This window comes from Azospirillum agricola (assembly GCF_020005195.1).
GTDB lineage: Bacteria > Pseudomonadota > Alphaproteobacteria > Azospirillales > Azospirillaceae > Azospirillum > Azospirillum agricola.
In genome coordinates, this window is sequence record NZ_JAIFZR010000005.1 from 1702888 (window position 1) to 1720976 (window position 18089).

General features: G+C 69.9%; 19 protein-coding genes. 3 read left to right on the forward strand and 16 right to left on the reverse strand.

The annotated features are described in order from the left end of the window. Positions 1 to 7 precede the first annotated feature (7 nt). A complete protein-coding gene (locus JN22_RS23155; protein ID WP_085556137.1) occupies positions 8 to 1258 on the reverse strand; it encodes an MFS transporter in 1251 nt (416 codons plus the stop codon). A 102-nt stretch (positions 1259 to 1360) separates the two neighbouring features. Continuing rightward, the gene (locus JN22_RS23160; RefSeq protein ID WP_085556138.1) at positions 1361 to 2287 is read right to left on the reverse strand and encodes a LysR family transcriptional regulator; all 927 of its coding nucleotides are present in this window, start codon (positions 2285 to 2287) and stop codon (positions 1361 to 1363) included. Between the two features lie 88 nt (positions 2288 to 2375). Between JN22_RS23160 and JN22_RS23165 the strand changes: the two genes are divergently transcribed. Next, positions 2376 to 2834 (forward strand): NUDIX hydrolase, encoded by a 459-nt coding sequence (locus JN22_RS23165; RefSeq protein WP_085556139.1) that lies wholly within the window; start codon positions 2376 to 2378, stop codon positions 2832 to 2834. Here the strand turns inward: JN22_RS23165 and JN22_RS23170 are convergent. The 14 genes from JN22_RS23170 to JN22_RS23235 all read right to left on the reverse strand — a co-directional run bounded on the left by JN22_RS23170 (position 2797) and on the right by JN22_RS23235 (position 15871). Next, positions 2797 to 3645, reverse strand: a complete 849-nt coding sequence (locus JN22_RS23170) for a putative bifunctional diguanylate cyclase/phosphodiesterase (RefSeq protein ID WP_085556140.1) — start codon at positions 3643 to 3645, stop codon at positions 2797 to 2799. The two genes, JN22_RS23165 and JN22_RS23170, sit on opposite strands and share 38 nt — an antisense overlap. Positions 3646 to 3850: 205 nt before the next feature. Continuing rightward, complete coding sequence (gene ychF / locus JN22_RS23175) at positions 3851 to 4951, reverse strand: redox-regulated ATPase YchF (RefSeq protein ID WP_085556141.1); 1101 nt, start codon at positions 4949 to 4951, stop codon at positions 3851 to 3853. A gap of 116 nt (positions 4952 to 5067) precedes the next feature. Continuing rightward, positions 5068 to 5640: an aminoacyl-tRNA hydrolase gene (gene pth / locus JN22_RS23180; RefSeq protein WP_085556142.1), complete on the reverse strand. Its 573-nt coding sequence runs from the start codon at positions 5638 to 5640 to the stop codon at positions 5068 to 5070. A 90-nt stretch (positions 5641 to 5730) separates the two neighbouring features. Then, the gene (locus tag JN22_RS23185) at positions 5731 to 6330 is read right to left on the reverse strand and encodes a 50S ribosomal protein L25/general stress protein Ctc (RefSeq protein WP_085556143.1); all 600 of its coding nucleotides are present in this window, start codon (positions 6328 to 6330) and stop codon (positions 5731 to 5733) included. A 116-nt stretch (positions 6331 to 6446) separates the two neighbouring features. Continuing rightward, the gene (locus JN22_RS23190) at positions 6447 to 6809 is read right to left on the reverse strand and encodes a hypothetical protein (protein ID WP_085556144.1); all 363 of its coding nucleotides are present in this window, start codon (positions 6807 to 6809) and stop codon (positions 6447 to 6449) included. Positions 6810 to 6970: 161 nt separating this feature from the next. Beyond that, positions 6971 to 7909 carry a ribose-phosphate pyrophosphokinase gene (locus JN22_RS23195; protein ID WP_085556145.1) on the reverse strand — a complete coding sequence of 313 codons (939 nt, stop codon included), beginning with the start codon at positions 7907 to 7909 and terminating at the stop codon, positions 6971 to 6973. A gap of 197 nt (positions 7910 to 8106) precedes the next feature. Beyond that, on the reverse strand, positions 8107 to 8541 hold the full coding sequence (locus tag JN22_RS23200) for a bacteriohemerythrin (protein WP_085556146.1): 435 nt from the start codon (positions 8539 to 8541) through the stop codon (positions 8107 to 8109). 169 nt (positions 8542 to 8710) lie between these two features. After that, a complete protein-coding gene (gene pgeF / locus JN22_RS23205; protein WP_085556147.1) occupies positions 8711 to 9478 on the reverse strand; it encodes a peptidoglycan editing factor PgeF in 768 nt (255 codons plus the stop codon). 50 nt (positions 9479 to 9528) lie between these two features. After that, positions 9529 to 10695 (reverse strand): class I SAM-dependent methyltransferase, encoded by a 1167-nt coding sequence (locus JN22_RS23210; protein WP_085556148.1) that lies wholly within the window; start codon positions 10693 to 10695, stop codon positions 9529 to 9531. Further along, entirely contained in the window at positions 10692 to 11504 is an 813-nt protein-coding gene (lgt, locus tag JN22_RS23215) for a prolipoprotein diacylglyceryl transferase (protein ID WP_085556149.1), read from the reverse strand. Before lgt ends, JN22_RS23210 begins: the two co-directional genes overlap by 4 nt. An 11-nt stretch (positions 11505 to 11515) precedes the next feature. Further along, positions 11516 to 12502: an ADP-glyceromanno-heptose 6-epimerase gene (gene rfaD, locus JN22_RS23220; RefSeq protein ID WP_085556150.1), complete on the reverse strand. Its 987-nt coding sequence runs from the start codon at positions 12500 to 12502 to the stop codon at positions 11516 to 11518. A 214-nt stretch (positions 12503 to 12716) separates the two neighbouring features. Continuing rightward, entirely contained in the window at positions 12717 to 14387 is a 1671-nt protein-coding gene (leuA, locus tag JN22_RS23225) for a 2-isopropylmalate synthase (RefSeq protein WP_396022008.1), read from the reverse strand. Positions 14388 to 14783: 396 nt separating this feature from the next. After that, positions 14784 to 15503 (reverse strand): LrgB family protein, encoded by a 720-nt coding sequence (locus JN22_RS23230; protein WP_085557313.1) that lies wholly within the window; start codon positions 15501 to 15503, stop codon positions 14784 to 14786. Positions 15504 to 15511: 8 nt separating this feature from the next. Further along, positions 15512 to 15871, reverse strand: a complete 360-nt coding sequence (locus JN22_RS23235; protein ID WP_085556152.1) for a CidA/LrgA family protein — start codon at positions 15869 to 15871, stop codon at positions 15512 to 15514. Between the two features lie 238 nt (positions 15872 to 16109). Between JN22_RS23235 and JN22_RS23240 the strand changes: the two genes are divergently transcribed. Both JN22_RS23240 and JN22_RS23245 read left to right on the forward strand, forming a co-directional pair. Continuing rightward, positions 16110 to 16910 (forward strand): SRPBCC family protein, encoded by an 801-nt coding sequence (locus JN22_RS23240; protein ID WP_085556153.1) that lies wholly within the window; start codon positions 16110 to 16112, stop codon positions 16908 to 16910. Beyond that, positions 16907 to 18088: a zinc-dependent alcohol dehydrogenase gene (locus JN22_RS23245; RefSeq protein WP_085556154.1), complete on the forward strand. Its 1182-nt coding sequence runs from the start codon at positions 16907 to 16909 to the stop codon at positions 18086 to 18088. The genes JN22_RS23240 and JN22_RS23245 overlap by 4 nt, the downstream gene beginning before the upstream one ends. The last annotated feature ends 1 nt before the right edge of the window (position 18089 follow it).

Below are 18089 nucleotides of genomic sequence, written 5' to 3' on the forward strand. Positions count from 1 at the left end.
AGGAAGCTTACGCCTTCGCCTCGCTGGCCGCCAGCGACGGGGCGGGCTTTTCCGTGATCGGCCAATGGACGATGGTGGCGAACATCGCCAGCGCCACGCCCAGCCACCACACCACGTCGTAGGAGCCGGTCCGCTCGTACAGCACGCCGCCCAGCCAGACGCCGAGGAAGCCGCCGACCTGATGGCTGAAGAAGGCGAAGCCGTACAGCGTGCCCATGTAGCGGGTGCCGAACATCAGCGCGACCAGCCCGGAGGTCGGCGGCACGGTGGACAGCCACAGCAGCCCCATCACGGCGGAATAGGCGACGACCGTCACCGGGGTGACCGGCAGCAGCACGAAGACCGCCGTGGCGATGCCGCGCGAGAAGTAGTTCGCGCACAGCAGGTAGCGCTTGCTGACCTTGCCGGCGAGCACGCCGGAGCTGTAGGAGCCAATGACGTTGAACAGGCCGATCAGCGCCAGCGCCCAGGCGGCCAGCGTCGGGCTGATGCCGGCGGCGGTCAGGTAGGGCGGCAGGTGGGTGGTGATGAAGGCGAGCTGGAAGCCGCAGACGAAGAAGCCGGAGACCAGCAGCACGTAGCTGCGGTGCTGGAACGCCTGCCGCACCGCCGCGACGAAGCCGATGTCGGCGCCGGTCACCGCGGGCGCGCTGGCCGCGGAGGCGCGCGGTCCGGGGAAGACGCTGGCCAGCCCGACCGCCAGCAGCATCGAGGCGGCGAGCAGCAGCAGCGCCGTCTGCCAGCCGAAGCCGGCGATGAAGGCCTGGCTCAGCGGCGCGAACAGGAACTGGCCGAGCGATCCGGCGGCGGTGGCGAGGCCGACCGACCAGCTCCGCTTCTCGGGCGGCAGCAGCCGGGTGAAGCCGGCGATGATGATGCCGAAGGACGCTCCCGACAGCCCGAGCCCGATCAGCACGCCGGCCGTCAGGTAAAGTTCGATGTGGGTGGTGGCGTAGGGCATCAGCGCCAGCCCGGCGGCGTAGAGCACCGCGCCGCTGGCCAGCACCGGGGCGGGGCCGTAGCGGTCGGTCAGCGCCCCGGCGAAGGGCCCGCCGGCCCCCCACAGGAGATTCTGGATGGCGATGGCCAGCGCGAAGACATCGCGGCCCCAGCCGCGCGTCTCCGACAGCGGACCGATGAACAGGCCGACGCTCGACCGCGGACCGAAGGCCAGCATCGAGATCAGGCAGCCGCAGACGACGATGAGGGCCGGCGTGCGCCAGGATGGCGCCGGCTGCGTCGGGGTGGTGGTGGTCAAGGGTCCCTCCTTGGGGAGCGGCGGGATGGGGCCGCCCCGCTGGTCAGGGATGGACGATAGGTGAGTGGCAACAATCCGACAAATTCATAATCGGCAAGCGGGTCATTCCGCAGCGGAATGCACCCCGGCCGGCGGCGCCGCGAGCTGCCGCATCAAACTGTCCTCCAGCCGGTCGAACACCGGGCCGATGCGGCCGGTGACGCGCGCCCGAACCAGCCACACCGCGACGCCGAAGCGGAAGTCGGGCACCGTGACCGGCCGGATCCGCAGCGTGGCGGCGGCGTCGACCGGAGCGATCAGCCGCAGCGGCGCCAGCCCGAAGCCGACCCCGCGCGCCACCAGCGACACCAGCAGCGTCTGGTCGAAGGCCTCGACCATCACGTTCGGCCGGGCGCCCAGCGGCGCCAGCGCCAGCCCCAGGGCGTTGCGGTACTTGCAGCCGTCCGGTTGCAGCACCCAGCCGGCGGCGTTCATGTCCGACAGGCTCCAGGGGCCGGCGGCGGCCTGCTCGGCGGAGGCGATGACGCTGACCTCCTCGCGGCTCAGGCGGCGGGCCGGCAGATCCTCGGGCGGCGCCTGCCCGTCGCCCAGCAGCATCACCGCGCCGTCGAGCGCGCCGGTCCGCACCTGCTCGGTCAGCGGGGCGCTCCAGTCGGAATGGATGCGCACGGTCAGGCCGGGGAAGGCGGCGCGCAATTCGTCGAGCGGCCGTCCGGCGGCCAGCGGCACCAGCACGTGCGACACGCCGAGCCGCAGCAGCCCGCGCGGCTCGGCCGATCCGGCGAAGGCGTCGGAGAAGTCGGTGGCGGCTCCCAGGATGCGCCGGGCGTGGGCCAGCGCCACCTCGCCGTCGCGGGTCAGGGCCAGCGGTTTGGTCTGGCGGTCGAACAGGGTGACTCCCAGCTCGGCCTCCAGCCGTTGGATCAGCCGCGACACCGCCGACTGGGTCAATCCCAGCCGGTTGCCGGCCTCCTGCACCGACTGGGCCTCGGCCACCGTGACGAAGGTGCGGATCTCGTTGAGCTTCATGGCGGGCGATCGGACCGGGGTTGGCGGCTGGTGTCCAAGTGTCGGACTGCGGTAGCCTGCCGGTCAAGCAACACGAAGGAGTCGCAGCATGACCAATTTCCCCGCCGAGCGCTCCAGCCGCGAATACCCCGACCGTCCGTGGGTGGGGGTGGGGGTCGTGGTGTGGCGGGGCGACCGGGTGCTGCTGATCCGGCGCGGCAGGGCGCCCCGGCTTGGCCAGTGGGCTTTGCCGGGCGGCGCCCAGTCGCTCGGCGAGACCGTGTTCGAGGCCGCCGCCCGCGAGGTGCTGGAGGAAACCGGGTTGGTGGTCACCCCGACGGAGGTCATCACCGTGGTGGACGCCATCACCCCCGACGCCGAGGGCCGGGTCCACTACCACTACACCCTGGTCGAGGTGTCGGCGGAAAGCGCCGAGGGCGAGCCGGTCTGCGCCGACGACGCGCTGGAGGCCCGCTGGGCGACCCCCGACGAGGCCGGGGCGCTGACCGAGTGGGACGAGACCCGCCGGGTCATCCTTCTGGCGGCGGCCCGGCGTTCCGCCGGATGAAGTCCGGCACGTCATCCACCGCCAGCGGGCGCGACAGCCAGTAGCCCTGCATGCGGTCGCAGCGGTAGGCCTGGAGGAACAGCCTCTGCTCGGGCGTCTCGACCCCCTCGGCGACGACGGTCATCCCCAGGGCGTGTGCCATGGCGATCACCGCCTGGACGATGGCGGCGGCGTCGCGGTCCTCGACCATCGGCTGGATGAACTGCTTGTCGATCTTCAACGTCTCCACCGGCACCCGGCGCAGCAGCGCCAGCGAGGAATAGCCGGTCCCGAAATCGTCGAGCACCAGCCGGATGCCGGCCCCGCGCACCTGCATCAGCGTCTCGCGCGCCTGGACGCTCTGGTCGAACAGGGCGGTCTCGGTCAGCTCCAGCTTCAGGTTGGCGGCGGGCAGTCCGGTCTCGGCCAGGACGCGCAGCGCGTGGCGGGCGAAGGAGGGGTCGTCGAGCTGGCGGGCCGACAGGTTCACCGCCACCGGCACGTCGGCGAGGCCGGCGTCCATCCAGCCGGCCGCCGTTTCGCAGGCGCTGCGCAGCGCCCATTCGCCCAGCACATGGATGGCGTCGCCCGCCTCGGCCATCGGCACGAAGACGTCGGGCGGGATCATCGTGCCGTCGGCCAGACGCCAGCGCGCCAGCGCCTCGAAGCCGGTCAGCCGCCCGGTCTCGACGTCGGCCTGGGGCTGGTAGGCCAGCGACAGCTCACCATGGGCGATGGCGTCGCGGATGCGGTCGGCGAAGCCGTCGTCGGGGAGGATCGCCGTTCCGCCTTGTTGCTCGCCGCCTTGGGCCGCCTTGTTGCTTGCCGCCATGTGCCCCTCTCGAACAGGCCGGCGAACGTTGCCGGTCTCCGCCATAACACCAGAAAAGCGGGATCGTTAACCATGTCGCGAAAGAGCTTGGCGGATTTGATTTAGTTGCGAAAGGATTAACGATGCCGAAGACGGTGACAAGAAAAAGGCCGGCGCCCCCTCTGGAGGCGCCGGCCTTTTGCCGATCATTACCCGTTCGATCGGGTCAGACGTTGAAGCGGAAGTGGAAGATGTCGCCGTCCTGCACGACGTACTCCTTGCCTTCCTGGCGCATCTTGCCGGCGTCCTTCGCGCCCTGCTCGCCGCCCAGCGTGACGTAGCTGTCGTAGTCGATGGTCTCGGCGCGGATGAAGCCGCGCTCGAAGTCGGTGTGGATGACGCCGGCGGCCTCGGGGGCCTTGGCGTGGCGGCGCACGGTCCAGGCGCGCGCCTCCTTCGGGCCGACGGTGAAGAAGGTGATGAGGTCGAGCAGCTTGAAGCCGGCGCGGATCAGCCGGTTCAGGCCGGTTTCCTCCAGCCCCATCGATTCCAGGAACTCGGCCTTCTCGGCCGGGTCGGAAAGCTGGGCGACCTCGGACTCGATGGCGGCGGAGATGACGACGAATTCGGCGTTCTCGGCCTTGGCCTTCTCGGCGACCTTGGCGGTGAAGGCGTTGCCGGTGGCGGCCGACGCCTCCTCGACGTTGCAGACGTAGAGCACCGGCTTGTCGGTCAGCAGCATGAACTGCTTGAAGACGAACCTCTCGTCCTCGGCCAGCTCGACCACGCGGGCCGGCTTGCCGTCCTGGAGGACCTTCAGCGCGCGCTCCATCAGGTCGGCCTTGACCTTGCTGTCCTTGTCGCCGCCCTTGGCCTTCTTCTGGAGGCTGTTGAGCTGGCGCTCCAGGCTCTCCATGTCGGCGAGCATCAGCTCGGTCTCGACCACCTCGGCGTCGCGCAGCGGGTTGACGTCGCCCTCGACGTGGGTGATGTCGTCGTCCTCGAAGCAGCGCAGCACATGGATGATGGCGTCGACCTCGCGGATGTTGGCGAGGAACTGGTTGCCCAGGCCCTCACCCTTCGAGGCGCCGCGGATCAGGCCGGCGATGTCGACGAACTCCAACTGGGTCGGCACGGTCTTCTGCGACTTGGCGATGACGGCCAGCTTGTCGAGCCGCGGATCAGGGACGCCGACGCGGCCGACGTTCGGCTCCTTGGTGCAGAAGGGAAAATTCGCCGCCTCGGCCGCCTGGGTGGCGGTCAGCGCGTTGAACAGGGTCGACTTGCCGACGTTCGGCAGGCCGACGATGCCGCAATTGAAGCCCATGGGTTGGGTGCTCGCCGTCGGAAAATTCTGGAATCGAGCCGCTTTATCCTACGGGAGCCGGCAAAGCGCAAACGCGAAGTGGGGGAGGGCACCCCGGCGCGCCTCACCGCCCTGGCTTAGCGGCCCTGGGTCGCCACCGTCACCTTGTTCATGAACAGCTCGGGCTGGCCCTCGACCATCAGCGGCAGATGGTCGGCGACGGCGTCGACCAGCGGCTCGACCCAGCTTTGGTCGGCCTTGGCGAAGTCGTGCAGCACATAGCCGCTGACCAGGTCCTTGTTGCCGGGATGGCCGATGCCCAGCCGGATGCGCCAATACTCCTTGCCGATGTGGCTGTCGATGGAGCGCAGGCCGTTGTGGCCGCCATGGCCGCCGCCCTTCTTCACCCGGATCCTGCCGGGCGGCAGGTCCAGCTCGTCGTGGATGACGACGACGTTCTCGGGCTTCAGCTTGAAGAATTGCAGCGCCGCGACCACGGATTGGCCGGACAGGTTCATGAAGGTGCCCGGCTCCAGCGCCAGCACCTTGTCGCCGGCGACGGTGCCCTCGGCGGTCACGCCCTGGAAGCGTTTCCTCCAGGGGGAGAAGTTGTAGCGGCGGGCGATCGCCTCGGCCGCCATGAAGCCGATGTTGTGGCGGTTGCGCGCGTATTCGGACCCCGGGTTGCCCAAGCCGACCAGCAGCAGCATCGCGTCACCCTCTCGACCACAAAATCCCTTTGCACAAACGAAGCGGGGGGCCGAAGCCCCCCGCCGAACACGTCATCGAAGCGCGACCGCTCAGGCGGTGGCCTCGGCCTCCTCGGACTTCAGGCCCGACGGGGCGACGATCGTCGCGATGGTGAAATCGCGGTCGGTGATCGCCGAGACGACACCCTCCGGCAGGGTCACCGCCGAGATGTGGATCGAGGCGCCGACGTCGAAGCCCTCGCACGACACCTGGATGCTCTCCGGGATGTTGTCGGCCGGGCATTCCAGGTCCAGCTCATGGCGGACGATGTTCAGCACGCCGCCGCGCTTCAGGCCGGGCGACTTGTCCTGGGCGACGAACTCGACCGGGACATGCACGACGATGCGGGTGTCGCTGGTGACGCGCAGGAAGTCGACATGCAGGGGCACGTCGGTCACCGGGTGGAACTGCACGTCGCGCGGCAGCACGCGGTGGGCGGCGCCGTCGACGGTCACGTCGAACAGGTGCGTGAAGAAGCCCGGCTGGTGCAGAACGCGGGTGAACTCGAACTTCTCGAGCGAGATGGTGACGGGAGCCTGCTTGCCACCGTAGATGACGGCCGGAATGCGGCCGTCACGACGGGTTTGGCGGGCGGTCCCCTTGCCGGCCCGTTCGCGCCCTTCGGCGCCGAGCGGAATGATCTTGGTCATGACGATGCTCCAAAACGAAAAGGGCGCCGGCCTCCAGGGGTGCCGACGCTGTGGGGCGGGTCATAGCCGCAAGGGGCCGTGGCGTCAAGCGGGGAGTGGTCCGGCGGGCGTGAAGCCTATTTCCGCCCGTCGCCGTAGCGGCGGCAGTCGCGTTCGTCGGTGCCGCGCTCCGCCCGTCCGCCGTTGGAGGTGCGGTAACCCGGGTCGTCGCAGCGCCCGTTGTTGGCGTAGCGCCGGTCCTGGTAGGAGTTGCGGCCACCATAGGAGTCGTGGTGGTGGCGGCCCGACGACGCGTAGCGGCGGCGGTCGTAATCGTTGTCGTTGTCGTCCGACGCGGTGGCGGCCAGCACGCCAAGCCCGACCACGGCGGCGCCGATCAGCAGCGCCGTCCCCGTGTCGTCCGATCCGTTGTTGCCGGCGCAACCCGACAGCGCGATCGAGCCGGCGAGCGCCGTGACGGCGAGAAACCTGAAGCGCATGACGACCCCTCCCGCTGTACCGTTCAACCGATGAACAGCCCCGGAGCCGATTGTCATCCACACAATCGCAGTTTTGCGACCGATTTCACGGCATGAAACAAAACGACCCTTTCCGTCCGGAGATGGAAAGGGTCGAACTCTTGCGAGCCTTAGGTGCTGCCTTACGAGAACAGGCTCGACACCGAGCGCTCCTCGCTGATGCGGGCGATGGCCTCGGCGATCAGCGGGGCGATGGTGAGCTGGCGGGTGTTGCGCGAGACGCGCACCGCCTCGGTCGCCTGGATGCTGTCGGTGGTGACCAGCTTTTCCAGCGGCGACACGGCGACGCGGGCGACGGCCCCGCCGGACAGGACGCCGTGGGTGCAGTAGGCGTGCACCGACTTGGCCCCGGCCTCCATCAGCGCCACGGCGGCGTTGCACAGCGTGCCGCCCGAATCGACGATGTCGTCGATCAGGATGCAGTGGCGCCCCTGGGCGTCGCCGATGATGTTCATCACCTCCGACACGCCGGCGCGCTCGCGCCGCTTGTCGATGATGGCGAGGTCGGCGTCGAGCCGCTTGGCCAGCGCGCGGGCGCGCACCACGCCGCCGACGTCCGGCGACACGATGGTGACCTCGCCGACATGCTCGGCGAAGGACTGGCGGATGTCCTTCTCGAACACCGGCGCGGCCATCAGGTTGTCGGTCGGGATGTCGAAGAAGCCCTGGATCTGGCCGGCGTGCAGGTCCATCGTCAGCACGCGGTTGGCGCCGGCCTGGGTGATCAGGTTGGCGACCAGCTTGGCCGAGATCGGCGTGCGCGGGCCGGTCTTGCGATCCTGGCGGGCGTAGCCGTAGTAGGGGATGACCGCCGTGATGCGCCGGGCCGACCCGCGACGCAGGGCGTCGATCGTCACCAGCAGTTCCATCAGGTTGTCGTTGGCCGGGAACGAGGTCGACTGGACGACGAACACGTCCTCGCCGCGCACGTTCTCCAGGATCTCGACGAACACCTCCATGTCGGAGAAGCGACGCACGCTGGCCTTGGTCAGCGGGACGCCCAGACAGGTGGAGATCGCCTCGGCCAGCGGACGGTTGCTGTTGCCGGCAAGCACCTTCATCGGAGTCGGCTCTCTTTGCAGGGAAACGGCTCAAGTGCGCCCGCCGCTGCCGCGCCGTCGCCCCTTGAAAACGGGGCGGACCATAACAAAGGGGCGTGCCTATGTAAACGTTCCATGACGCCGGGGCCGACCCGGATGGGGAAACCCGACCTGCGCCGGTGGCATGGCCGTCGGAGCCCGCCGGTTGTCGCCGCGGATCACCGGACGGGCGCGCAGACGAGTCCCGGAATCTTCGCGAGATGGGTCTTCAGCGGCAGGTCGCCGCGGGTGAAATGGTCGAGGAACCAGAAGGGCAGCAAGTGGTCGGCCTTTTCCTTGGCGTAGCCGAAGGCGAAGGCCGATTCCCGCTCGTCGACCTGGGCGATGATGTCGTCGAGCAGCAGGACCAGCCGGCGGTGCTGCGACCGGTGGTCGGCGAGCAGCGGGTAGCGGATCGCCGCCTGCACCCGCTCTTCCTGCTCGAAATGGCGGAAGGCGAGGGCGCGCAGCCGTTCCAACAGGGCGATGGCGCGGGGGCGCTGCTCCTCTTCGCCGGGCAGGGCGACGAAATGGCGGATCAGTTCGTTCAGCCGGTGATGGTCGTCGTCGAGCGCGCCCCGGTCGATGCTCATCGTGTCGCGCCATTCCAGCATGCCACGGCCTCCCGGTTTTCGCCCTTTTGCCGCCGAATCATCGCTCGAACGTCGTCCGGCCGCAATCGCGTCAAAGGCCGAAGACTTTCGTCATAAACGATCGGGAGCCTGAAGCACCCACCGGTCGGCGGGCGGCCGGCGGCGGCAAGATCAACCCTTGGGGGAGGGTTCAGCCCTGGAGGACGATGGAGGACAGGCCGCGCCCGTAATCCGCCTCGCCCTTCAGGCAGGAACGGCGGTAGCTGAAGAAACGGTCCTCTTCGGCCACCGTGTCGTTGGGGCAGCGCTGGATCACCGCGACCCCGGCGTCGCCCAGCCGGCGGGTGACGTAGGCCGGCAGGTCGAACAGGAAATGGCCGTCGCGGCGGGCCGGGGCGAAATAGTCGCGGTTGCGCTCGTCCTCCTCCAGGAAGGGGGCAGGGAATTCCGGCCCGACCTCGTAGGAACGCTGGGCGATGCAGGGGCCGATGCAGGCGACGATGCGGTTGGGCTTGGCCCCCAGCTCGATCATGCGGGCGACGGTCGCCTCCAGCACGCCGCCCTTGGCGCCCTTCCAGCCGGCGTGCGCCGCGCCGATGACGCGGGCCTTGGTGTCGGCCAGCAGCACCGGGGCGCAGTCGGCGGTCAGGATGCCGAGCGCGATCCCCGTCTGGCGGGTCGCCATGGCGTCGGCCTTGGGCGCGGTCTCCGGAGTCCACGGCTCCTCGACCACGACGCAGGTCGGGCTGTGGATCTGGTGGCAGGTGATGAGGTGGCTGGACGGCACCTCCATCCGCGCGGCGGCGCGGGCACGGTTCTCATGCACGGCGGCCGGTGCGTCGGAGGAGCCGAGCCCGCAGTTCAGCGAGGCGTAGAGGCCGGTGGAGACGCCGCCGCTGCGGGTGAAAAAGGCGTGGCGGATGTGGGTGATGTCGTTCAGCGCGCCGAGTGTGATCACGAACGCCGTCCTTCCCTGTCTCTTGTCCCGGATCCGATTGGTTCGGACCCCTATTCGGGTTGTGCCTGCGCGGGCTCGAAGCCGGCGGGGGCGTTGCCCCCGGTGAAGGCTCCGGGTGTGGCGAGCGCAAGCGCCTTGAACAGCGTGCCCATTTGCTCCGGTCCGATCAAGCGGCCGAGCGCGGAGCGGATGTCGGCGGCCTGCGCGGGGGTGGCCTTGGCGGAGAGCATGGCGGCGCGCTGGCGGATGCCGAGCCGCTCCAGCCATTCCCCCTGGTCCACCGTGCCGAAGGCGTCGGCCCCGGCGGCCCTGGCGTCGGCGGCGAGCGCGGCGAAATCGACATGCGCGGTCAGGTCGGCCTCGCCGGGGTCGTCGAGCGCCGGGGCGTAGGCGTGGCGGCGCAGCGCCTGGAGCGTGTCGCCCACCGCCGGCCCGTGGGCGTAGCCGTAATCGACGATCAGCGCCGCGCCGGGGTGGGCGGCCAGCCGCGCCCCGATGGCCCCGGCGACGGAGAGCGAGGCGGGGGAGACCTCGACGACGCTGCCCTCCGGGGCGGTGTCGCGCAGGGACTCGGGCACTAGGCGGCTGCCGGAGCTGCCGAAGGCTTCCAGCACGAAGCGGAAGCGCGGCGCCTCCTCGGTTCCTTCAGGGGCGAGGTCGATCAGGCGCTCGAACCAGCCGTGGCTGGTCTTCTGCACCTGACGGATCGGCAGGGCGTCGAAGAACTCGTTGGCGATCAGCAGGGTGGGGCCCTCGGGAACCTCCTCCAGCCGGTCGTGCCACTGGACGGCGACGGAGTCGCCCAGCGTCTCGCGCTGGCGGGCGCGCAGCGTCGGACTGGTCTCCACCAGATGGATGGTGGCGCCGGCTGTGAAGGCCGGGACCATGGCGGCGGCGCGCAGCGCGTCGCGCATCAGGGTGCCGCGTCCGGGGCCGAGCTCCACCAGACGGAAGGGGGTGGGGCCGCCGAGCCGCGCCCATGTGTCCACGCACCACAGCCCGACCAGCTCGCCGAACATCTGGCTGATTTCCGGCGCGGTGGTGAAATCGCCGCCGGCGCCGAACGGGTCCTGGCGCATGTAGTAGCCGAAGCGGGGGTGGCCCAGCGCCTCGGCCATGAAGGCGCCGACGCTGAGCGGCCCGTCCATCACGATGCGGCGGGCCAGCAGCCGGGCGAGCGTGTCGCCGCCCCTCTCTTCGATTTCGCCTCCGCTCATGCCGGCAGCGCCGTCCGCCGCCCGCCGCGCAGCACCAGCCACAGCCCGATGGCGACCATCGGCAGCGACAGCAGCTGGCCCATGGTGGCCCCGGCGAACAGGAAGCCCAACTGCGGGTCGGGCTCGCGGAAGAATTCGACGATGATGCGCGACAGGCCGTAGCCGATGAAGAACAGCCCGCCCACCGTGCCGGGACGGCGGCGGACGGCCGGCGTGTGCATGGCGATGGCGAGGATGATGAAGAGGACCAGCCCTTCCAGCGCCGCCTCGTAGAGCTGGCTGGGGTGGCGCGGCACCTGGAGCGGGTCGCGCGGGAACACCATTGCCCAGGCGAAGTCCGGCGCCGGGCGGCCGTACAGCTCGCCGTTGATGAAGTTGGCGATCCGGCCGAAGAACAGGCCGATCGGCGCGCAGGCGGCGACGATGTCGCCGAAGACGAAGGCGGAAATCTTCCGCCGCCAGCAGAACAGCGCGATGGCCAGCAGCACGCCGATCATGCCGCCGTGGAACGACATGCCGCCGTGCCAGACCTGGAGCGCGTCCAGCGGGTTCGCCGCGTAGTAGGGCAGGTTGTAGAACAGCACGTAGCCCAGCCGGCCGCCCAGGATGGTGCCGATCACCGCCCAGGTCAGGAAGTCGTCGAAATCCTCCGGCGTCGGCCGGCTGTCGGCGTCGAGCCGTGCCAGCCGCAGGCAGTAGCGCCAGCCCAGCACGAAGCCGGCCAGATAGGCCAGCGCGTACCAGCGGATGACGACCGGCCCGACCGCGAGGGCGACCGGGTCGATGGCGGGAAACGGGATGGCCAGCATGAAATCTCCGCTCAGCGGTACGGGTCGGGGCGGGACAGGAAATCCTGCACGTAGCGCCGGACCCCCTCTTCCAGCTCGGTGAAGGGCTGGTCGAACCCGGCGGCGCGCAGACGCTCCGTCTTCGCTTGCGTGAAATATTGGTATTTGCCGCGCAGATGCTCAGGCATGTCGAAGTACTCCACTCGGGGAGCCTGCCCGAGCGCGGCGAAGGTCGCCAGCGCCAGATCCTTGAAGCTGCGGGCCTTTCCGGTGCCGACGTTGAACAGGCCGCTGACCTCAGGGTGGTCGTGCAGCCACAGCATGACCGCCACGCAATCGTCGACGAAGATGAAGTCGCGCAGCTGGCCGCCGTCCTCGAAGCCGTCCTTGTGCGCCTTGAACAGGCGCGCCGGCTGGCCGGCGGCAAGCTGGGGATGCAGCTTGGCGACGACGCTCATCATGTCGCCCTTGTGGGCCTCGTTGGGGCCATAGACGTTGAAGAACTTCAGCCCGGCCCATTGCGGCGGCGTCAGGTCGGCGCTGGCCACGGCGCGGGCGACGCGCCGGTCGATCAGATGCTTGGACCAGCCATAGGCGTTGAGCGGGCGGAGCTTGGCGAGCGCCTCGCTGGAGCCGTCGTCGTCGAAGCCGGCCGAGCCGTCGCCGTAGGTCGCGGCAGAGGAGGCGTAGATCAGCCGGCAGCCGCGCCACGCGCACCAGCGCCAGAGGTCGAGCGTCAGGGCGACGTTGTTGGCGACGATCTTGTCGACGTCGCGCTCGGTGGTGGCGGAGATGGCGCCGAGGTGGAAGATCATGTCGATCTCGGCGGCGTGCTGGTCGAGGAAGGCCAGCGTGTTCTCGGGGGCGACCAGGGTGGCGACCTCGCGCTTGGCGAGATTCTGCCATTTTTCGCCGTCGCGGAAGCGGTCGACCACCGCGACGTCGACGATGCCGCGCGCCGCCAGCGCCGCGACGAGGTTGGAGCCGATGAAGCCGGCCCCGCCGGTGACCACGATCATGCCGCTGCCCGCTGTTGCTTGACGCTGCCGGACTTATAGGCGGGGCGTGGCGTGGGGGCAAGGGCAGGCCCTCTCCCGCCCCGGGAGAGGGAAGGGGCCCATGCGAAGCATGGGAAGGGTGAGGGGCTGTCGGGACATGGATTGCGTACCACGACCGATCGCCCCTCACCCGGCCCTGCGGGTCACCCTCTCCCGGGGTGGGAGAGGGGAAAAGTTACCGAACCGCCCGGTTGGCCGCGCTGACCAGCGCCCGCAGCGAGGCCGTCACGATGTCGGCGTCGATGCCGACGCCGAACAGGGTGCGGTCGTCGCCGGTCTTGACCTCGACATAGGCACAGGCCTGGGCGTCCTCGCCCTCGCCGATGGCGTGCTCGCGGTAGTCCAGAACGTGCAGGTCCAGCCCGCAGCCCTGGCGCAGCGCGTCGACGAAGGCGTCGATCGGACCCTTGCCCGAGCCCTTGATGGTCGAGACCCTGCCGTCGCGCTCCACCACCACGTTCAGCACGCGCGGGCCGGAATTGGGGCCGCGCGGCTCGGTCGAATGCTCGATCAGGGCCAGCGGCTTGTCGGCGTCCAGATACTCGGCCTTGAAGGCGGCGTGGATGTTGGTCGGCGACAGCTCCTTGCCGGTCTCGTCGGCGACGCGCTGGACGATCTTGGAGAACTCGATTTGCAGGCGGCGCGGGATTTGCAGCCCGTAATCCTTCTCCAGCACATAGGCGATGCCGCCCTTGCCCGACTGGCTGTTGATGCGGATCACCGCCTCGTAGCTGCGGCCCAGATCCTGCGGGTCGATCGGCAGGTAGGGGACTTCCCACTTGCCGGTGTTCGACTTGGACAGCGCCTTCAGCCCCTTGTTGATCGCGTCCTGGTGCGAGCCGGAGAAGGCGGTGAAGACCAGCTCGCCGGCGTAGGGGTGGCGCGGGTGGACCGGCAGCTGCGTGCAGTATTCCGAGACGCGGACGATCTCGTTGATGTCGTCGATCGCCAGACCCGGATCGACGCCCTGGGTGAACATGTTCAGCGCCAGCGTCACCACGTCGACGTTGCCGGTGCGCTCGCCGTTGCCGAACAGCGTGCCCTCGACGCGGTCGGCGCCGGCCAGCAGGCCCAGCTCGGCCGCCGCGACGCCGGTGCCGCGGTCGTTGTGCGGGTGCAGCGAGATGATGGCGCTCTCGCGGTTCTTCATCGTCTTGCAGAACCACTCGATCTGGTCGGCGTGGACGTTCGGCATCGACATTTCGACGGTCGAGGGCAGGTTCAGGATGATCCGGCGCTCCGGCGTCGGCTGCCAGACCTCCATCACCGCCTCGCAGATCTCGACCGCGAAGTCCAGCTCGGTGCCGGTGAAGCTTTCCGGCGAGTATTGCAGGACGATCTCGGTCTCCGGCGTCTCGTCGGCCAGCTGCTTGATCAGCCGGGCGCCCTGGACGGCGATGTCGACGATGCCCTGGCGGTCCATGCCGAAGACGACGCGGCGTTGCAGCTCGGAGGTCGAGTTGTACAGGTGGACGATGGCGCGCTTGGATCCCTTGATGCCCTCGAAGGTGCGGCGGATCAGCTCCTCGCGGGCCTGGGTCAGCACCTGGATGGTCACGCCGTCGGGGATCTTGTTGCCGTCGATGATCTCGCGGCAGAAGTCGAAATCGGTCTGCGAGGCGGCCGGGAAACCGACCTCGATCTCCTTGAAGCCCATGCGCAGCAGCGTGTCGAACATGGCGCGCTTGCGGTCCGGGCCCATCGGCTCGATCAGCGCCTGGTTGCCGTCGCGCAGGTCGACCGAGCACCACATCGGCGCCTTGTCCAGCACGCGCGACGGCCATTGGCGGTCGGTCAGCTGCACGGGCGGGAAGGGGGTGTACTTGTCGGCGGACTTGGCCTGAATGGAGGGGGCGGCAACGAAGGCGGTGGTGGCGGTCATGATGGCGTCTGGCTCCTGTGGTGCCCCGGATCGCTGTCTTGCGGTTCGGATCGACGGGGCGTCTTCGCGGAAAAGGTGGGGGCCGGCGATGGTACGGCCGTCGAGCCGCCGGGTGTGGCTCAACGACCGTTGCTAAGTCGCAGCCCCGGCCTCGGCCGGGCGGAGCGGGTGCGATGATCGCTCATGATGTGGTGGAACTTCGACCAGTGACGACAGGAGGACGAACGCGCTTACCCGGACGCTTCAGAGCGCCGGGCCGGTAAGAAGGAGAGCGGTCGTGCGGTCGATGCAGGTCATGGCGCGCACTGTGCGCAGGTGCGGCATCGCTGTCAAGCGTCGGATTGCAGGTGCCGTCAACCATCACCGGAAAAGATGATACAGCGCCGGCAGCAGCAGCGCCGTCGCCAGCCCGTTCAGCCCCATGCCCAACCCGGCGAAGGCGCCGGCCACCTCGTTGACCTGGAGCGCGCGGGCCGTGCCGATGCCGTGGGCCGCCACCCCCATGCCGAAGCCGCGCGCCCGCCAGTCCTTCACCCGCACGAGGTTCAGCACCCAGGTGCCGAAGGTGGCGGCGATGATGCCTGTGATGATGACGAAGACGGCGGTCAGCGAGGGCAGGCCGCCGATCTGTTCCGACACGCCCATGGCGATGGGGGAGGTCACCGACTTCGGCGCCATCGACAGCATCGTCGCTGCCGAGCCGCCGAAGGCCCAGGCCAACGCCACCGCGCTCAGCGCCGAGGCGGCGGACCCGACCAGCAGCGCCACCAGCAGCGCCAGGGCGGAGCGGCGGACCTGGTTGAACTGGTTGTAGAGCGGCACCGCCAGCGCCACCGTCGCCGGCCCCAGCAGGAAATGCACGAACTGCGCGCCGTCGAAATAGGTGCGGTAATCGACGCCCGACAGGGTCAGCGCCGCCGCGATCAGCAGCACGGCGATCAGCACCGGATTCAGCACCGGCCGCCGGCCGAAGCGCTCGAACGCCCACAGCCCCGCCTGGTAGGCGACCAGCGTCAGCGTCAGCCCGGCGAGCGGGCTGGCCGACAGATAGACCCAGATCTCGCGCAGGTCGGCGTTCAGCCCGGCGTTCACGGCCGCGTCTCCCCATCGGTGCCACGGCGCAGCATGGCGGCCATCACCTTGGCGGTGACGGCGACGCCGAACAGGGTGCTGCCGAACAGGGCGACGGCGATGGGCAGCGCCTCGGAACCCAGCCGCTCCATGTGGGTCATGACGCCGACCCCGGCCGGGATGAACAGCAGCGAGAGGTGGCGCAGGATGCCGCCCGCCGTGTCCTGCACCGCGCGCGGCACGCCGCCGCGCAGCAGCAGCCCGGCGAAGAGCAACAGCATGCCGAGGACCGGACCCGGAACCGGCAGATGCAGGAGGCGGGCGATCAGCTCCCCCGCCAACTGGCAGAGCAGCAGGATGGTGAGGGTTCCAAGCATGGGCGGGCTCCGGAAGGGCTGTCGGTCGGGCTGTGCGTGAAGGCGGGACTATTGCACCGCGGCACGGCGCGTTGCACCGCTCGTCGTCCCGGTCTGCCATGCGGCTTGCGGCGGGCAGCCTCGGGCGTTCCGTCGGACGCGGCCGGAACCGGGAAACGAAGCCTCGGCCCGGCTGTTCTCGTTTCCGGATGCACAAGCGCGGACGCCCCTGGGGGTGTCCTTGACGAGGGAGAGGGGAATGGCGTCGAACAGTCTGGAGGCATGGAGCCGCTCGGCCAGCCGGCCGGTGTCGCCCGGACCCGGCCAAGCCGGGATGGCGGGGCGCTGGGCCGCGATGATGGGTGGAACGGCGCTGGGGCTGCTGGGCGTGCGGCGCGGCGGCTGGGGCGGCGTGGCGCTCGGCGCGGTCGGCGCCGGGCTGTTCCTGGCCGGCGCCGTTGGGGCCGGCGCCGTCGGGCGGCCGCTGGAGGCGGGGCTCGCGGCGGTGCGGCGGGGCGGCGCCCCGGCCCGCCGGCGCCCGCACCGCACGCCGGAGCGCACCCAGGCCGTCGTCACCATCGCCGCCCCGGCGGAGACCGTGTACCGCTTCTGGCGCAACTTCGCGAACCTGCCGAAGCTGATGCCGTGGCTCGACCGCGTCGAGGTGCTGTCGGCGACGGAAAGCCACTGGATCGCCAAGGGGGTGGATGGCGAGCCGGTGCGCTGGCGCGCCGTGCTCGACCGCGACGACGAGAACGCGCTGCTGACCTGGCACACGGCGGGCGAGACCCCGCTGCCGCACCGCGCCTCGCTGATGCTGAAGCCGGCGCCGGGCGGCCGCGGAACCGAGGTGCGGCTGACCCTGGTCCACCGACACCCGCCGAGCGACGTCGCCCAGTTGCTGGGGCTCGCCCCCGACCGCCAGGGCGAGGAGGCCCTGCGCCGCCTGAAGCAGCGCATCGAGACCGGCGAGCTGTCCACCCTGGAGCGCCAGCCGCACGGCGAACGCGGGCTCGGTTTCGGCTCGGGATCGGCCGGCCGGGAGGAGGGCACGCGATGAGGGCGCTCTGCTGGAACGGCGCGAACGACCTGCGGGTGGAGCGCGTGCCCGATCCCGTGCTGGTCAACCCGCACGACGTGATCGTCAAGGTGTCGCTGTCGTCGGTCTGCGGCTCCGACCTGCATCTGCTGGGCGGCTATGTGCCGACCATGCAGCCGGGCGACATCATCGGCCATGAGTTCCTCGGCGAGGTCGTCGAGAAGGGGCCGGAGGTCCGCCACCTCAACCGGGGCGACCGCATCGTCACCGTGTCGATCATCGGCTGCGGCCAGTGCGGCCATTGCCGGCACGGCGACTCCTCGTTGTGCGACAACTCCAACCCCAAGCCGGATTACGCCCGCGCCGCCTATGGCCATTGCGGCGCCGGCATCTTCGGCTACAGCCACGCCTTCGGTGGCTACGCCGGCAGCCACGCCGAATACATCCGCGTCCCCTACGCCGACTTCAACGGCTTCCGCGTGCCGGAGGGGGTGCGCGACGAGCAGGCGGTTTTCGTCTCCGACGCGGCGCCGACCGGCTACATGGCCGCCGACATGGCCGGCATCAGGCCGGGCGACGTGGTGGCGGTGTGGGGCTGCGGCGGGGTCGGCCAGATGGCGATGCGCAGCGCCTTCCTGCTGGGGGCCGAGCGGGTGATCGGCATCGACCGCGTTCCCGACCGGCTGCGCGCCGCCCAGATGAAGGCCGGGGCCGAGACGTTGGACTACACGCGGACCGACGTCTTCGACGCGCTCCAGGCGATGACCGGCGGGCGCGGCCCCGACGTCTGCATCGACGCGGTGGGCATGGAGGCCGACAGCGCGTCGAACGCGCTGGAGGATCTGTACGACCGCGCCAAGCAGGCGGTGGGCTTGCAGACCGACCGTCCGGCGGTGCTGCGCCAGATGATCGAGAGCTGCCGCAAGGGCGGCACCCTGTCGATCGTCGGGGTCTATGGCGGCGTCATCGACAAGTTCCCGATGGGGGCGGCGATGAACAAGGGGCTGACCTTCCGCATGGGCCAGCAGAACGGCCAGCGCTACGCCGAGCGGCTGTTCGGGCACATCGCCAGGGGCGAGCTCGACCCGTCCTACCTGATGACTCACCGCTGGTCGCTCGACGACGGGCCGCAGGGCTACCGCATGTTCAAGGAGAAGGCCGACGACTGCCTGCGCGTGGTCTTCGCGCCGCATTCGTGAG

Coding starts and splice junctions, on each gene's coding strand:
- JN22_RS23235 (WP_085556152.1), bottom strand. CDS start 15,871: ATGCTTGGAACCCTCACCATCCTGCTGCTCTGCCAGTTGGCGGGGGAG.
- JN22_RS23245 (WP_085556154.1), top strand. CDS start 16,907: ATGAGGGCGCTCTGCTGGAACGGCGCGAACGACCTGCGGGTGGAGCGC.
- pth (WP_085556142.1), bottom strand. CDS start 5,640: ATGCTGCTGCTGGTCGGCTTGGGCAACCCGGGGTCCGAATACGCGCGC.
- JN22_RS23240 (WP_085556153.1), top strand. CDS start 16,110: ATGGCGTCGAACAGTCTGGAGGCATGGAGCCGCTCGGCCAGCCGGCCG.
- rfaD (WP_085556150.1), bottom strand. CDS start 12,502: ATGATCGTGGTCACCGGCGGGGCCGGCTTCATCGGCTCCAACCTCGTC.
- lgt (WP_085556149.1), bottom strand. CDS start 11,504: ATGCTGGCCATCCCGTTTCCCGCCATCGACCCGGTCGCCCTCGCGGTC.
- JN22_RS23195 (WP_085556145.1), bottom strand. CDS start 7,909: ATGAAGGTGCTTGCCGGCAACAGCAACCGTCCGCTGGCCGAGGCGATC.
- JN22_RS23160 (WP_085556138.1), bottom strand. CDS start 2,287: ATGAAGCTCAACGAGATCCGCACCTTCGTCACGGTGGCCGAGGCCCAG.
- JN22_RS23190 (WP_085556144.1), bottom strand. CDS start 6,809: ATGCGCTTCAGGTTTCTCGCCGTCACGGCGCTCGCCGGCTCGATCGCG.
- JN22_RS23165 (WP_085556139.1), top strand. CDS start 2,376: ATGACCAATTTCCCCGCCGAGCGCTCCAGCCGCGAATACCCCGACCGT.
- JN22_RS23170 (WP_085556140.1), bottom strand. CDS start 3,645: ATGGCGGCAAGCAACAAGGCGGCCCAAGGCGGCGAGCAACAAGGCGGA.
- JN22_RS23200 (WP_085556146.1), bottom strand. CDS start 8,541: ATGCTGGAATGGCGCGACACGATGAGCATCGACCGGGGCGCGCTCGAC.
- JN22_RS23185 (WP_085556143.1), bottom strand. CDS start 6,330: ATGACCAAGATCATTCCGCTCGGCGCCGAAGGGCGCGAACGGGCCGGC.
- JN22_RS23210 (WP_085556148.1), bottom strand. CDS start 10,695: ATGAGCGGAGGCGAAATCGAAGAGAGGGGCGGCGACACGCTCGCCCGG.
- ychF (WP_085556141.1), bottom strand. CDS start 4,951: ATGGGCTTCAATTGCGGCATCGTCGGCCTGCCGAACGTCGGCAAGTCG.